Genomic DNA, 13,911 nt, shown 5'->3' with positions numbered 1-13,911 from the left:
GCGGACAATGTTCAGGGAATTCGGGTCGAATTATGGCGAGAGATGGAAACAATCGCGGAAAGCAACCCCGGGCCTGGCAACGGATGCTGTCCGGGCGGCGACTCGACCTGCTGGACCCGACGCCGATGGATATCGAGATCGAAGACATCGCCCACGGCCTTGCCTTCGTCGCGCGCTGGAACGGGCAGACGCGGGGCGATTTTCCCTATTCTGTCGCCGAACATTCGCTGCTAGTGGAAGATATCTTCGACCGACAAAACCCCGGCATCGCCGCCTGCTGGCGTCTTGCGGCATTGCTGCATGATGCGCCTGAGTATGTGATCGGCGACATGATCAGCCCGGTGAAATCTGCAATCGGCCCTGCCTATGGCGAATTGGACCTGCGCCTGACAGCCGCGATCCACATCCGCTTTGGCCTGCCCGCCACCCTGCCCGCGCCCATCAAGAAGGCAATCAAGGCCGCCGACAAGGTTTCTGCCTGGCTGGAGGCCGTCCAGATCGCCGGGTTTTCCGAAGCCGAGGCCAACCGGCTGTTTGGTCGCCCTGCGGATGAACTGCTGGCCAATCTGGCCATCCGCTTGCGTCCCCCTGCAGCGGCGCGGGCGGATTACACCGCCCGCCACCACGCGCTTCTGTCAGAGATGGATGCTTAAAGCACCATATCTTCCACCGATCTCCCGCTGCGCAGCGCAGCCTCGAACCAACGCGGCTTGCGTCCGCGGCCCGACCAGGTTTCAGCCGGATTTTCCGGGTTCGCATATTTGGCAGAAGCCGGTGCCCGTTTGCGCACAACCTGAACGCCCGTCAACTCTGCCAATGAAAACCCAAGGGCGCGCGCGCGCTCTTCCAGTTCGGCCAATGCGTCTTTCTTTTTACGATCTTCATAAGATGTGATCGCTTTTGCAACCTGTACCTGAAGATCCTTGAGTTCTTTCAACGAAAGCGCGTTGAGATCCATTGTATTCCCTTTGCCAGTTGTTGCTCTGTGCAGTCGTCCGACAAAAGCGCCGGTATAACCTGCAATCACACAAGGTAACTCTGGCTATAAGGAATGAGAGTTAATTCAGCAACTATTTTGGGCTGCGCTTTGCGAGAATTCGCTGAAGGGTACGCCGGTGCATATTCAGTCGCCGCGCGGTTTCCGAAACATTGCGGTCGCACATCTCGTAGACCCGCTGAATATGTTCCCACCGAACGCGATCCGCCGACATCGGATTTTCTGGCGGGTCGGGCAGCAACTCCCCCCGCGACAGCAGCGCATTTGTCACTTCATTGGCATCCGCAGGTTTGGACAGGTAATCCGTGGCCCCGATCTTCACCGCCGCAACCGCCGTCGCAATCGCGCCATAGCCGGTCAGCACAACGATGCGGCAATCGGGGCGTTTTTCGCGCAGCACCTCGACCACATCCAACCCGTTGCCATCTTCCAGCCGAAGGTCCACCACGGCATAGGCCGGCGGTCGCGCCAGGGCGATGGCCTTGCCCGCCGCAACGCTTTCTGCCGTTTCCGGGATAAACCCGCGCTTTTCCATGGCCTTGGCCAGACGTTTCACAAAAGGCTCGTCATCATCGACAAGCAGAAGCGACCGATCCGCCCCGAGTTCGGCACCCAGATCTTCAGCCATTCATTCTTCCCCTGTCCTGCGCTATCCGCGCAAACCTAGGCCGCTTTATGCCGCAGGTCAATTTTGCGCAACGGTCTTTGCCGCATCGACGAAACAGGCCACGCGATCCGCCATTTCTTCGGCCGTGGCTTCGCGCTTGAAGAAATCGGCAAACCCGCTGCCGGGCAGCATCAGATAGGTGAACGTGCTGTGATCGACGAGGTAAAACTCCGGGTCGCCCTCCTGCACCTTGAAATAGGTCTTGTAGGCCAGAGACGCAGCTTTCACCTGTTCCGGCGTGCCGGTCAGGCCGATCATGCGTGGATGCAGATTATCCGTGAAATCCGCCACAACCTCTGGTGTATCGCGGGCCGGGTCGATCGAGATGAACACCGGCGTCACGTCATAACCGCGGCTTTCCAGCAGATCGACAGCTTCGGCATTGCGCGTATTGTCCAGCGGGCAGACATCCGGGCAGAAGGTGTAACCGAAATAGACCAGCGAGGGTTTGGTCAGCACATCCTTGTCGGTTACGGTCTTGCCGGTTTCATCGACAAGCGTGAACGGCCCGCCGATCGCGCCACCGCCCACAGCCCCGGCCCGACATTGCGCAAAGGGGTCGGTTTTCTGGTTCAGCTGAACCCAAACATAGCTGCCGCCCACCACCGCGACCGCCGTCGCAACCGCCAGACCTGCAAAAAGCTTCGACATCGGAGTCCCCTGTGCTGTGCTGGCGCATTGATCCCGCAACCCGCCGGACTTAACAATGGCAAAAGATCAGCCTGCGACAGCATGGGCCACGCAATGCATTTCTCCAACTTCGCCGCACCTTCGCGCGAAACGCGCACCGATTTTCTACGCCTGCGCACGCTGATCCTGTTGCGATGGGCCGCCATTATCGGGCAGATCACCGCTCTGGTCGCAGCCGATTATTCCTATGGCATCGGGCTGCCTTTCGGCTTGTGCTATCTGGTGGTGGGCACCTCGGTCATTGCCAATCTTGTCTCGGTCTTCGTTTTTCCCGAAAATACCCGGCTGACCGAACGACAGGTCTTCTTCACCCTGCTGTTCGATCTGACACAACTTGCCGCCCTGCTGTTGCTGACCGGCGGCATGACCAATCCTTTTGCGTTGCTGATCATTGCGCCGGTCACCATTTCGGCCACGGCCCTGGACGCGCGGGCGACCCTGCTGCTGGGCGCAACCGCAATCGTCTTTGTCACGCTTCTGGCGCTGTTCGGCATCCCGATGACCCTGCCCGATGGCGCCGTTTTCACGGTCCCGCCGCTGTTCGGTTTCGGCTTCTGGCTGGCCGTGGTGATCGGGATCGCCTTTCTGGGAAGCTATACCCATCGCGTGGCCGAAGAGATCCACGCGATGCAGGATGCGCTGCTGGCCACCCAGATGGCGCTGGCCCGCGAACAGAAGCTGACCGATCTGGGCGGTGTTGTCGCGGCGGCGGCACATGAACTGGGCACCCCGCTTGCAACCATAAAACTGGTCAGCGCCGAACTTCTGGAAGAGCTGGAGGACCAGCCGGACCTGCAGGCCGATGCGCAGCTGATCCGCGATCAGGCGGATCGCTGCCGCGACATCCTGCGGTCGATGGGCAGGGCGGGCAAGGATGACCGCCTGCTGCGCCAAGCCCCTTTGTCCGCTGTGCTGCGCGAGGCCGCAGAGCCGCACATGGGCCGCGGCAAGACGATCCATTTCGCCTTGCTGGGCAACGACGACACCACGCCAGAGCCCACGATCCTGCGCCAACCTGAAATCATCCACGGGCTGCGCAATCTGATCCAGAACGCCGTCGATTTTGCCCGCGCACAAGTCTGGGTCGAGGGCGAATGGGCGGCAGGCCGTCTGCAGATCCGCATCATTGACGATGGTCCGGGCTATCCGCCGCAACTGATCGGGCGCATCGGCGATCCTTTCATGCGCAGCCGCAAACCCGCGCCGGATACCGCGCTGCGCCCGGAATACGAAGGGATGGGTCTTGGCCTGTTCATCGCCAAGACCCTGCTGGAACGGACAGGCGCCGAACTGAGCTTTGCCAATGCATTGACAGAGAATCAGTCCGAGCGCAGCGGCGCCATCGTCGAAGTCATCTGGCCGATGGCCCGGATCATCGCGCCTGTTGGCGGATTGGGTGAAAATACACCGAACAGGTGAGATTTTATTGCTGCAATCAGCCGCAATTCCCATGCGGGGTGCGACTCTGCCATACATTTAACGAATGATTAACTTTCTCTTCCCACGGTTGCACAAAAGGACGCAAAGCCCTTGGGGATAAGAAATGGAAATAGATCTTGTGCTGGCGGCGACATTGCTGCTGAGCGCGACGCTGGCGGCAACAGCCGGAGTACTTGCACTGGCGGCCCTTCAGGCGCGGATGACACGCGCAAAAGGTGCGATCTTTGTTGATATGCAGGCTGGCACGACCTTCCTGTTCGATGGCGACATGCTGGTCGATGCAACGCCGGGCGCACGGGCCCTCCTGTCGCTGGGCGGGCTTTCGGGCTCGCCCTGGGTGCGCCTGCTCAGCTATCTTGCGCCGCGCTTTCCCGATTTTGAAACGCAACTTCTGCGGCTGCAACAAGAGGGGCGCCTGACGCTGGCCTCCTCTGGCGAAGGCGCTTCGCTGCTGTTGCGCGCCGAAGCGCGGGGCGGGTTGACCCGGATCAGCCTGCTTGACCCCGACGAACAGGCGGCCAGCGCAGGCCCTGACCTGCTGACCCAACGCGCCGTGCAGGAAGAGCTTACAAGCCTGCGCGGCACCGTGGCGCAGGCGCCGATCCTGATCTGGCGCGAGGGGCGCGAAGGTGAGGTGATCTGGGCGAATGCCGTCTATCTCTCCCTTGCAATCGACCGGCTGGAGGCTGGGCAGGATCTGGCCTGGCCCCTGCCCCGCCTGTTTGATCGCATCCACAGCGCGCAGGACAAGACTCACCAGCGCCTCGCAGTGCCCGGGAAACCGGATCGCTGGTTCAATCTGACCGTCAAACCCGATGGCGAGGGTTGGCTTGTCTTCGCCCTGCCCGCCGATGCCGTGGTGCAGGCTGAAACCGCGCTGCGCGATTTCACCCAGACATTGACCAAAACCTTTGCGCATCTGCCCATCGGACTGGCCATTTTCGACCGGCAGCGCCAGCTTGTACTGTTCAACCCCGCCCTGCTGGACCTGTCCAGCCTGCCACCGGATTTTCTGTCGGCCCGGCCAACCCTGTTTGCCTTTCTCGATGCCATGCGGGATCGCAACATGATCCCCGAGCCGAAGGATTATCGCAGTTGGCGCAAACAGATGTCCGAACTGGAACGCGCCGCCGCCTCGGGCCTGTTTGAAGAGACATGGGCCCTGCCCTCGGGCCAGACATACAAGGTAATCGGCCGGCCCCATCCGAATGGCGCGCTGGCCCTGATGTTCGAGGATATCTCGACCGAGATTTCGCGCATCCGCCGCTATCGCGCCGATCTGGAGCTGAGCCAGGCGGTGATCGACGCGGTGGATCAGGCACTTGCGGTGTTTTCCCCGGCGGGGCTGCTGGTGATGACGAATGCCGCCTATTCCGAACTTTGGGGCCATGCGCCTGCGGAAACCATTGCCGGAGATACGCTCCGCTCAATCTGCGACCACTGGCGCAGCCGCAGCGGAACGACGCAGATCTGGGCCGAGGCAGAGCGGTTCGGGTCGCAGCCGGAAGACCGCACGCCGGTTGATGGCGAAGTGCGCCTGCTTGACGGGCGGCTGCTGGAATGCAGCTTTGCGCCTCTACCCGGCGGTGCCACCCTCGCACGGTTCAAGCTGCTTGCGCAGGCCGAGGGGCAGACCGCGGCCCTCGCGCTCAGCTTCGGGCGCAAGCTTGCCTGACAACGGGCGGGCTTGCGGCGGCAGGCAGGGGCGGTAAAACTGCGGCCATGGAAGCCCCCGCCCCGATCTCGTTCTTTCTGCCCGATGATGCCGCCACCGAACGGCTGGGCCAGTGGCTGGCCGCGCGGCTGGGCCCCGGCAGCACCGTGTTGCTGTCCGGCCCGATTGGCGCGGGCAAGACCCACCTCGCCCGCGCCCTGATCCGGGCACGGCTGGGTGCGGCAGTCGAGGTGCCCTCGCCCACCTTCACGCTGGTGCAAACCTATGAAGACCCGGCGGGCGATCTGTGGCACGCCGATCTTTACCGCCTTGGCCACCCCGACGAGGTGATTGAACTGGGGTTGGAGGCCGCCTTTCGAAACGCGATCTGCCTTGTCGAATGGCCCGACCGGCTTGGCGATCTGACGCCACCCGACGCCATCCATCTGGCACTGACCCCCGAAGGGGAAGGCCGCCGCGCCCGCGTCATGGCCCCCCACCACCCCGACCTGCGGACTGCGCTGGCCCACGATTGGCAGGTGCCCGCATGACCATGCGCAAAGACCTGTCGCAGGCCTTCCTCACCCACGCGGGCTGGGGCAGCGCTGCGCGCGCCTTCCTGTCGGGCGACGCCTCGGATCGCAGCTATGACCGCCTGCACCGGGGCGATGAAACCGCTGTTCTGATGGATGCCCCGCCCGGAAAAGGCGACGACCCCGCCGATTTCATCGCCATTGCCGACCATCTGCGCGGCCTCGGCCTGTCTGCCCCGGCGATCCTTGCGCGCGATCTGCCCAACGGCTTTCTGCTGCTGGAGGATCTGGGCGACGCGGTCTATGCACGGGTGATCGACGCCGACCCCGCGCAGGAACTGCCGCTGTATCAGGCCGCCGCCGATGTGCTGCTGCGCCTGCAAGCCGCCCCGCCGCCGCCCGCCCTGCCCGATCTGCAGGCCGCAGACTGGGCCGAGGCCGCCGCCTTTGCGCTGGATTGGTATCGCTGGAGCATCACCGGCGAGCGGGTGGAGACTACCCCCTTTATCGCCTGCCTGACCGATTGCCTTGCCCGCCATGCCGATGGCCCGCGCGTGATGATCCTGCGCGACTATCACGCCGAAAACCTGCTTTGGCTGCCTGAACGGGCGGGCCTTGCGCGGGTGGGTCTGCTGGATTTCCAACTGGCGCAGATGGGGCAACCCGCCTACGATCTCGTATCGCTGCTGCAGGATGCGCGCCGCGATGTCTCGGCCCAGATTGAGGCCGCGATCTGCTCCCGCTTCCGCGACGCAAACGGCACAACCGACGCGGCCTTTGCCGCCAGCTATGCCGCGCTTGGCGCCCAGCGCGCCTTGCGCATCCTTGGCATTTTTGCGCGGCTCTGCATCCATGCGGGCAAGCCCGGCTATCTGCGGCTGATGCCGCGTGTCTGGGGCCAGTTGCAGCGCAATCTGGCGCATCCGGCACTGGCACCGCTGGCCACGCTCTGCGCCGATCTGCTTCCGCCCCCCACCCCGGACCGCCTTGCAAGGATCGCCGCACAATGCCCCACGCCCTGATGCTGTTCGCGGCCGGTCTCGGCACCCGGATGGGCGCGCTGACCGCCAGCCGCCCGAAACCGCTGATCGAGGTGGCAGGCCGGGCGCTGATCGACCATGCGCTGGATCAGGCGCGCGGCGTGCCGCTGAGCCGCATCGTGGCGAATGTGCATTACCTGCCCGACCAGATGCGCGCCCATCTGCGCGCCAGCCCCGACATCCTGCTGTCGGATGAAAGTGGCGAGATTCTGGAAACCGGCGGCGGGCTACGCCGGGCGCTGCCGCTGCTGGGCGACGGGCCGGTGTTCACCCTGAACACCGATGCCGTGTGGACGGGCGACAATGCGCTGGCCCAGCTCGCCGCCGCCTGGAACCCGGCGCAGATGGACGCGCTACTGCTGCTGCTGCCTGCGACACAGGCGACCGGCTATCGCGGTGCGGGCGACTTTCTGCTGGATGCGCAAGGGCGGATCACCCGCGCCAAGGGCGCCCCCGGTCTGGCTTATCTGGGGGCGCAGATCCTGAAAACCGAACGGTTGCACGATATTTCCGAACAAGTGTTCTCTTTGAACCGGATCTGGGATCTGGCGATTGCCGAAGGCCGCGCCTTCGGTATCGTCCACAATGGCGGCTGGTGCGATGTGGGCCGCCCCGAAGGCATTGCCGAGGCCGAAGCCCTGCTGGCCAACCATGTTTGACACCGGCCCCCCCCGCCTGTTCGCCCTGCCACCCGGCGCCGATTTTCCGGCAGAACTGGTGCGCGGGCTGCGCCTTCGCCTTGCCGGGCACCCGCCCGAGGCCATGGCGCGGGTGCAGCTTTTCGTGAACACCCAGCGGATGCGCCGCCGCATCACCGATCTGTTTCTGGCGCAAGGCGCCACGCTGCTGCCACGCATCCGCCTCGTCACCGATCTGGGGCTAGAGGCGGCAATCGAAGGCATCCCCGCCGCCATCCCGCCGCTGCGCCGCAGGTTGGAGCTGACACAACTGGTATCGCGCCTGCTGGAGGCCCAGCCCGATCTGGCACCGCGCACCGCGCTTTACGATCTGGCCGACAGCCTCGCCACACTGATGGACGAGATGCAGGGCGAAGGCGTTGCGCCCGAAACGGTCTCGGCGCTTGATGTCTCCAACCATTCGGCGCATTGGACACGGACGCAAAGCTTCATGCAGATCGTGCGCCCGTTCTTCGGCACCGATGAAGCCCCCGACCCCGAGGCCCGGCAACGCCGTGTGGTCGAGGCGCTGGCGACCCGCTGGGCCAATGATCCGCCGCAGGGTCCGGTGATCGTGGCAGGCTCCACCGCCTCGCGCGGCACGACGCTGCGCTTCATGCAGGCAGTGGCGGCGCTGCCGCAGGGGGCGCTGGTGCTGCCCGGCTATGACTTCGATCTGCCCGCCCCGATCTGGGACACGATGGGCGATGCGATGACCGCCGAGGATCATCCGCAGTACCGCTTTCGCCGCCTGATGGATGTGCTGGGCCGCGTGCCCACCGACATCGACAGATGGACAGATGCCCCCGGCCCCTGCCCGGCACGCAACCGGCTGGTATCCCTGTCGCTGCGCCCCGCGCCGGTGACGGATCAATGGCTGACCGAAGGCCAGCGGCTGGACGATCTGGCCGAAGCGACAAAGGCCATGACGCTGATCGAGGCCGAAAGCCCGCGCGACGAGGCGCTGGCCATCGCGCTGATCCTGCGCGACGCGGCAGAGCGGGGCACCACCGCCGCGCTGATCACGCCAGATCGCGGGCTGACCCGGCAGGTCACGGCGGCGCTGGATCGCTGGGGCATCCTGCCCGACGATTCCGCCGGCAAGCCGCTGGCGCTTTCGGCGCCGGGGCGGCTGTTGCGGCATGTCGCGCGGCTGATGGGGCAGCGGCTGACCGCCGAGGCGCTGCTGACCCTGCTCAAACACCCCTTGGTCGCCACCGCTGCGGACCGTGGCCCGCATCTGAACCTGACGCGCGATCTGGAACTGAAGCTGCGCAAATACGGCCCGCCCTTCCCCGAACCTGATGCCCTGCGCATCTGGGCCGACAGCCGCAAGGAACAGACCGCGCGCCCATGGGTGGAATGGATCATCGCCACGCTGGCCGGGCTGGATACGCTCGGCCCGCGCCCGCTGGCCGACCATCTGCGCCACCACCTTGCCGTCACCGAAGCCTTGGCACGCGGCCCATGGGGCGAGGGCAGCGGCGAACTTTGGCTGAAACCGGCCGGGATCGCGGCACTCGGCGCCGTCACCGATCTGGCCGCCGAGGCAGAGGCGGGCGGCACGCTGGCCGTGCAGGATTACCGCAACCTGTTCGAGGCGATCCTGAACAAGGGCGAGGTGCGGGACGAGGTTCTGGGCCATCCGCATCTGATGATCTGGGGCACGCTGGAGGCGCGGGTGCAGGGCGCTGAACTGGTGATCCTGGGCGGGCTGAATGATGGGATCTGGCCGCAACTGCCGCCGCCCGATCCTTGGCTGAACCGAAAGATGCGCAAGGATGCCGGGCTCTTGCTGCCTGAACGCCGCATCGGTCTGGCCGCACATGACTATCAACAGGCCATCGGTGCGCCGCAGGTGGTTTTGACCCGCGCCCACCGCGATGCCGAGGCGGAAACCGTGCCCTCGCGTTGGCTCAACCGGCTGACCAACCTGCTGGGCGGGTTGACCGCCAAGGGTGGCCCGGCGGCGCTGGCACAGATGCGCGCACGGGGCCAGCACTGGCTGGCCCTTGCCGACGCGCTGGAACGGCCCGAGGCCAGCACCGCCTCTGCCCCCCGCCCGGCACCACGCCCGCCGGTGGCGCATCGCCCGCGCGAACTGGCGCTGACCCGCGTCGCCACGCTGATCCGCGACCCCTATGCCATCTATGCCCGCTATATCCTGCGGCTGAAAAAGCTCGATCCGCTGCATCGCAGCCCGGATGCGCGGCTGCGCGGCTCGATCCTGCACAGCATCTTGGAAACCTTCGTGAAAACCCGCCGCCCCGAAACGCGCCCCGAAGCCCGCGCCCGGCTGATCGCCATTGCCGAGGCGGTGCTGGGCGCCGAGGTGCCTTGGCCCGCCGCCCGCGCCCTTTGGCTCTCGCGGCTGGATCGGGCGGCAGATTTCTTTCTGGACCATGACGGAATCGACGGCGGCACCCCCGTGGGGATCGAGGAAACCGGTCGCGTGACGCTCGCCCCGCTGGATTTCGCGCTTTACGGCACGCCCGACCGGATCGACCTGCTGCCCGATGGCAGCCTGCATATCCTCGATTACAAGACCGGCACCCCGCCCACCGAAAAGCAGCAGCAACAGTTCGACAAACAGCTTCTGCTCGCCGCAGCCATGGCCGAACGCGGCGGGTTCAAGCAGCTTGGCCTGGCCGATGTGGCGCGGATCAGCTATGTCGGCCTCGGCTCCACCCCCAAGATCGTGGCGACCGATATCACCCCCGCGATCACCGGCAAGGTGTGGGAGGATCTGCACCGCCTGATCACCCGCTATCTGAGCGTTGAGACCGGCTACACCGCCCGCCGCGCCATGTTTGAAAGCCGCTTTCCCGGCGATTACGACCACCTCGCCCGCTTTGGCGAATGGGAAATGACCGACCGCGCCAACCCGGAGGATGTGGCATGACCCGCAACGCCGCCAGCGAACGGCAGGTGCAGGCCGCGCATCCCCGCGCCTCCACCTGGCTGGCCGCCAATGCCGGTTCGGGCAAGACCCGCGTGCTGACCGACCGGGTGGCGCGGCTGTTGCTGGCCGGGGTGGAACCCGCGCGCATCCTGTGCCTGACCTATACCAAGGCGGCGGCGTCCGAGATGCAGAACCGCCTGTTCCGCCGTCTGGGCGAATGGGCGATGAAACCCGACGCCGATCTGGGCGCCGCGCTGGCGGATCTGGGCATCGAGGGCGGGGTTTCCCGTGAAACGCTGGCCGATGCCCGCCGCCTGTTCGCCCGCGCGATTGAAACCCCGGGCGGGTTGCGCATCCAGACGATTCACAGCTTCTGCGCCAGCCTGCTGCGCCGCTTTCCGCTGGAAGCCGGGGTTTCACCGCAGTTCACCGAAATGGACGACCGTGCCGCAAAACTGCTGCGCGAGGAAATCGTCGAGGAAATGGCCGAACGTCAGGCCCCCGGGGCCGTGGCCGCACTGGCGCAGCTTTATACCGGCGAGGATTTCGGCCAGTTGACCGCCGAAATCGCCCGCCAATCCGCCGCGCTGACGCCGCCGCTGTCCCCGGCCGCCTGCCGCGCCCTGTTCGGCGTGCCCGAGATGCTGACCCGCGATGCCCTGATCGCGCAGGTTCTGCTGGGCGGCGAGGCCGAGCTTCTGGCCGAAACCGCCGCGATCCTGCTGGGCGGATCGACCAATGACGCCAAGGCCGGGCAAAAGATGGCCTCTGTCACGCTGGATGCCCCGTCGCTGGCCACCCTCGCCGCATTGGAAGGCGTGCTGCTGTTCGGGGAATCGAAGGTCGAGGGTAAAAGCTACACTGCCAAGGGCGCCGCGCTGGCAACCAAGGCCACCGCCCCGAAACTCGCCCTGCTGCAAGACCGGGTCGATGCGCTTGGGCTGCGGGTCGAGGCCGCCCGTCCGCTGCGCCTTGGCCTGATCGCCGCCGAACGCAGTGCCGCCCTGCACGCGTTCGCCGCCGCCTTCCTGCCGCTGTACACCCAGCGCAAAATGCTGCGCGGCGCGCTGGATTTCGACGATCTGATCGCCCGCGCCAAGGCCCTGCTGACCGATCCCGCCGTGGCGCAATGGGTGCTGTTCCGGCTGGATGGCGGCATCGACCATATTCTGGTGGACGAGGCGCAGGACACCTCGCCCGACCAGTGGCGGGTGATCGAACTGCTGGCGCAGGAATTCACCTCGGGCGCCGGCGCGCGCGAGGTGGAGCGGACGATCTTCGTCGTCGGCGATCAGAAACAGTCGATCTATTCGTTTCAGGGCGCCGATGTCTCCGCCTTCGCCAAGATGCGCGCAGTGTTCCGCGACCGGCTTTCGGCCATCGAGGCGCCATTCCAGACGCTGGAACTGGAACACTCGTTCCGCTCCTCGCCCGCGATCCTGCGGCTGGTCGATGAAACCTTCCCGCCGCATCTGCACCCCGATCTCGGCGGCGCCTCGCATCACATCGCCTTCCGCGAGGCGATGCCGGGCCGGGTGGAAATCTGGCCGCCCATCGCCGCCTCGGCCAACCCCGAGGACGAGGATTGGACAGACCCGGTTGACCTGATCACCGGCGAACACCACGCCGCCGAACTGGGCCGCCGCGTGGCTGCCCGGATCAAGCAGATCCTTGAGGCTGGCACGCTGATCCCCGGCGAAACGGGGCCACGCCCGGTTCATGCAGGGGATTTCCTGATCCTCGTGCGCCGCCGCTCGCCCTTGTTTTCCGAAATCATCCGCGCCTGCAAAGCCGCCCGCTTGCCGATTGCCGGGGCAGACCGGCTGCATCTGGGCGGCGAAATGGCGGTGAAGGACATCACTGCCCTGCTGGCCTTTCTCGCCACGCCCGAAGACGATCTGGCGCTGGCCGAACTGTTGCGCTCGCCGCTGTTCGGGTGGAGCGAGGCGCAGCTTTACGCGCTGGCACAGCCCCGCAAGGGCTATCTCTGGGCCGCGCTGCGCGATAGCGGCCCGTCGGACACCCTGACCATCCTGCAAGATCTGCGCGATCAGGCCGATTACCTGCGCCCCTTCGATCTGATCGAACGCGCGCTGACCCGCCATGATGGCCGCCGCCGTCTGCTGGCCCGTCTGGGCGCCGAGGCCGAGGACGGGATCGACGAGTTGCTGTCGCAGGCGCTGGCTTACGAGCGCAACGATGTGCCCAGCCTGACCGGCTTTCTCACCTGGCTGCAAACCGACGAGGTGCAGGTGAAGCGGCAGATGGACAGCGCGGGCCAGAAGATCCGGGTGATGACGGTGCATGGCTCCAAGGGGTTGGAAGCGCCGATCGTCATCCTGCCCGACACCGCCGATTACACAGCGCCGGACCGGGACGAGCTGTTCCGCATGGGCGAAACCGCGATCTGGCGCACGCCCACCGCCGACAGCCCGCCCGCCATCGCCGCGATCCGTCGCGAACGGCGCGAGAAAGTGCGGGCCGAAAGCATGCGGCTGCTCTATGTGGCGATGACGCGGGCACAAAGCTGGCTGATCGTGGCGGCGGCAGGCCCGCTTGGCTCGCAATCCGACAAAAAAAACGAGGATCGCCTGCCCGCCTGGTATGACCTGATCCGCGCCGGGGCCGAACGGGCCGGGGCAGAGGCCGGGCTGGAGGGGCGGCTTGTGCTGGGCTTTGGCGATTGGCCGAGCGGTGAAACCGTCTCTGATAGTGCTGAAATCGAGGGCAATCCGCCCCTGCCCGACTGGCTGCGCCGCCCGGCGCCCGAAGCGCCGCGCCCGCCGCAGCCGATCAAACCATCGGATCTTGGCGGCGCCAAGGTGCTGCCCGGCGACCATGAGGGCGAAAGCGCAGGTGCCCTGCAGCGCGGCACCTGGCTGCACGCCCTGCTGGAGCATCTGCCCGCCTATGATCCCACGCATTGGCCCGCCCTGGCCACCTCGCTGATCCCCGACGATGCCCAGCGCCCGGCTTTGTTGGCCGAGGCAGAACGGGTGATCCGCGCGCCCGAACTGGCCGCGCTGTTCACGCCGGATGCGCTGGCAGAGGTGGCGATCACCGCCAGCCATGACAACCAACCGCTATCGGGCGCGATTGACCGGCTGATCGTCCGCGAGGATCGCGTTCTGGCGGTGGATTACAAATCCAACGCCCTTGTCCCCAGCCGCCCCGAGGATGTGCCCGAAGGGCTGCGGCGCCAGATGGCCGCCTATCGCGCGGCCTTGCAGCAGATCTATCCGGGGCGAAAGGTGGAAACCGCGATCCTCTGGACGAAGACCGCGACCTTGATGCCGGTGGGTTGAAAACAG

The 13,911-nt window shown here is 65.8% G+C and carries 11 protein-coding genes; 8 read left to right on the top strand and 3 right to left on the bottom strand.

What is annotated here, in order from left to right; all coding sequences use genetic code 11:
* Positions 1 to 83 precede the first annotated feature (83 nt).
* Entirely contained in the window at positions 84 to 653 is a 570-nt protein-coding gene (locus BMX43_RS01695) for an HD domain-containing protein (protein WP_245749342.1), read from the top strand.
* Here the strand turns inward: BMX43_RS01695 and BMX43_RS01690 are convergent.
* From BMX43_RS01690 to BMX43_RS01680, 3 genes are all read right to left on the bottom strand, one after another.
* Positions 650 to 958, bottom strand: a complete 309-nt coding sequence (locus tag BMX43_RS01690) for an H-NS histone family protein (RefSeq protein WP_091295848.1) — start codon at positions 956 to 958, stop codon at positions 650 to 652. The genes BMX43_RS01695 and BMX43_RS01690 overlap by 4 nt on opposite strands.
* 112 nt (positions 959 to 1,070) lie before the next feature.
* Positions 1,071 to 1,625 (bottom strand): ActR/PrrA/RegA family redox response regulator transcription factor, encoded by a 555-nt coding sequence (locus BMX43_RS01685; protein ID WP_091295845.1) that lies wholly within the window; start codon positions 1,623 to 1,625, stop codon positions 1,071 to 1,073.
* A gap of 57 nt (positions 1,626 to 1,682) precedes the next feature.
* A complete protein-coding gene (locus BMX43_RS01680) occupies positions 1,683 to 2,315 on the bottom strand; it encodes an SCO family protein (protein WP_091295841.1) in 633 nt (210 codons plus the stop codon).
* A 93-nt stretch (positions 2,316 to 2,408) separates the two neighbouring features.
* On the opposite strand from BMX43_RS01680, the gene regB reads away from it, so the two are divergent.
* The 7 genes from regB (at position 2,409) to addA (ending at position 13,905) form a co-directional block, all read left to right on the top strand.
* A complete protein-coding gene (gene regB, locus BMX43_RS01675) occupies positions 2,409 to 3,773 on the top strand; it encodes a sensor histidine kinase RegB (RefSeq protein WP_091295838.1) in 1,365 nt (454 codons plus the stop codon).
* 124 nt (positions 3,774 to 3,897) lie between these two features.
* On the top strand, positions 3,898 to 5,469 hold the full coding sequence (locus tag BMX43_RS01670; protein ID WP_091295834.1) for a PAS-domain containing protein: 1,572 nt from the start codon (positions 3,898 to 3,900) through the stop codon (positions 5,467 to 5,469).
* Positions 5,470 to 5,516: 47 nt separating this feature from the next.
* A complete protein-coding gene (gene tsaE, locus BMX43_RS01665) occupies positions 5,517 to 5,999 on the top strand; it encodes a tRNA (adenosine(37)-N6)-threonylcarbamoyltransferase complex ATPase subunit type 1 TsaE (RefSeq protein ID WP_091295831.1) in 483 nt (160 codons plus the stop codon).
* Positions 5,996 to 7,003: an aminoglycoside phosphotransferase family protein gene (locus tag BMX43_RS01660; RefSeq protein WP_091295827.1), complete on the top strand. Its 1,008-nt coding sequence runs from the start codon at positions 5,996 to 5,998 to the stop codon at positions 7,001 to 7,003. Before tsaE ends, BMX43_RS01660 begins: the two co-directional genes overlap by 4 nt.
* A complete protein-coding gene (locus BMX43_RS01655; RefSeq protein WP_091295823.1) occupies positions 6,988 to 7,680 on the top strand; it encodes a nucleotidyltransferase family protein in 693 nt (230 codons plus the stop codon). The genes BMX43_RS01660 and BMX43_RS01655 overlap by 16 nt, the downstream gene beginning before the upstream one ends.
* Positions 7,673 to 10,600 (top strand): double-strand break repair protein AddB, encoded by a 2,928-nt coding sequence (gene addB, locus BMX43_RS01650; RefSeq protein WP_091295819.1) that lies wholly within the window; start codon positions 7,673 to 7,675, stop codon positions 10,598 to 10,600. Before BMX43_RS01655 ends, addB begins: the two co-directional genes overlap by 8 nt.
* The gene (addA, locus tag BMX43_RS01645; RefSeq protein WP_091295815.1) at positions 10,597 to 13,905 is read left to right on the top strand and encodes a double-strand break repair helicase AddA; all 3,309 of its coding nucleotides are present in this window, start codon (positions 10,597 to 10,599) and stop codon (positions 13,903 to 13,905) included. Before addB ends, addA begins: the two co-directional genes overlap by 4 nt.
* Positions 13,906 to 13,911 lie beyond the last annotated feature (6 nt).

Source organism: Gemmobacter aquatilis, from assembly GCF_900110025.1.
Classification (GTDB): domain Bacteria; phylum Pseudomonadota; class Alphaproteobacteria; order Rhodobacterales; family Rhodobacteraceae; genus Gemmobacter; species Gemmobacter aquatilis.
Note: the sequence above shows the minus strand (reverse complement) of the source record. Positions and strands in the feature narration are given on the sequence as shown.

Bases quoted from the DNA above. Each gene is read 5' to 3' on its own strand.
- BMX43_RS01655 (WP_091295823.1), top strand. From the start codon at position 6,988: ATGCCCCACGCCCTGATGCTGTTCGCGGCCGGTCTCGGCACCCGGATG.
- regB (WP_091295838.1), top strand. From the start codon at position 2,409: ATGCATTTCTCCAACTTCGCCGCACCTTCGCGCGAAACGCGCACCGAT.
- BMX43_RS01690 (WP_091295848.1), bottom strand. From the start codon at position 958: ATGGATCTCAACGCGCTTTCGTTGAAAGAACTCAAGGATCTTCAGGTA.
- BMX43_RS01680 (WP_091295841.1), bottom strand. From the start codon at position 2,315: ATGTCGAAGCTTTTTGCAGGTCTGGCGGTTGCGACGGCGGTCGCGGTG.
- tsaE (WP_091295831.1), top strand. From the start codon at position 5,517: ATGGAAGCCCCCGCCCCGATCTCGTTCTTTCTGCCCGATGATGCCGCC.
- BMX43_RS01660 (WP_091295827.1), top strand. From the start codon at position 5,996: ATGACCATGCGCAAAGACCTGTCGCAGGCCTTCCTCACCCACGCGGGC.
- BMX43_RS01695 (WP_245749342.1), top strand. From the start codon at position 84: ATGCTGTCCGGGCGGCGACTCGACCTGCTGGACCCGACGCCGATGGAT.
- addB (WP_091295819.1), top strand. From the start codon at position 7,673: ATGTTTGACACCGGCCCCCCCCGCCTGTTCGCCCTGCCACCCGGCGCC.
- BMX43_RS01685 (WP_091295845.1), bottom strand. From the start codon at position 1,625: ATGGCTGAAGATCTGGGTGCCGAACTCGGGGCGGATCGGTCGCTTCTG.
- addA (WP_091295815.1), top strand. From the start codon at position 10,597: ATGACCCGCAACGCCGCCAGCGAACGGCAGGTGCAGGCCGCGCATCCC.
- BMX43_RS01670 (WP_091295834.1), top strand. From the start codon at position 3,898: ATGGAAATAGATCTTGTGCTGGCGGCGACATTGCTGCTGAGCGCGACG.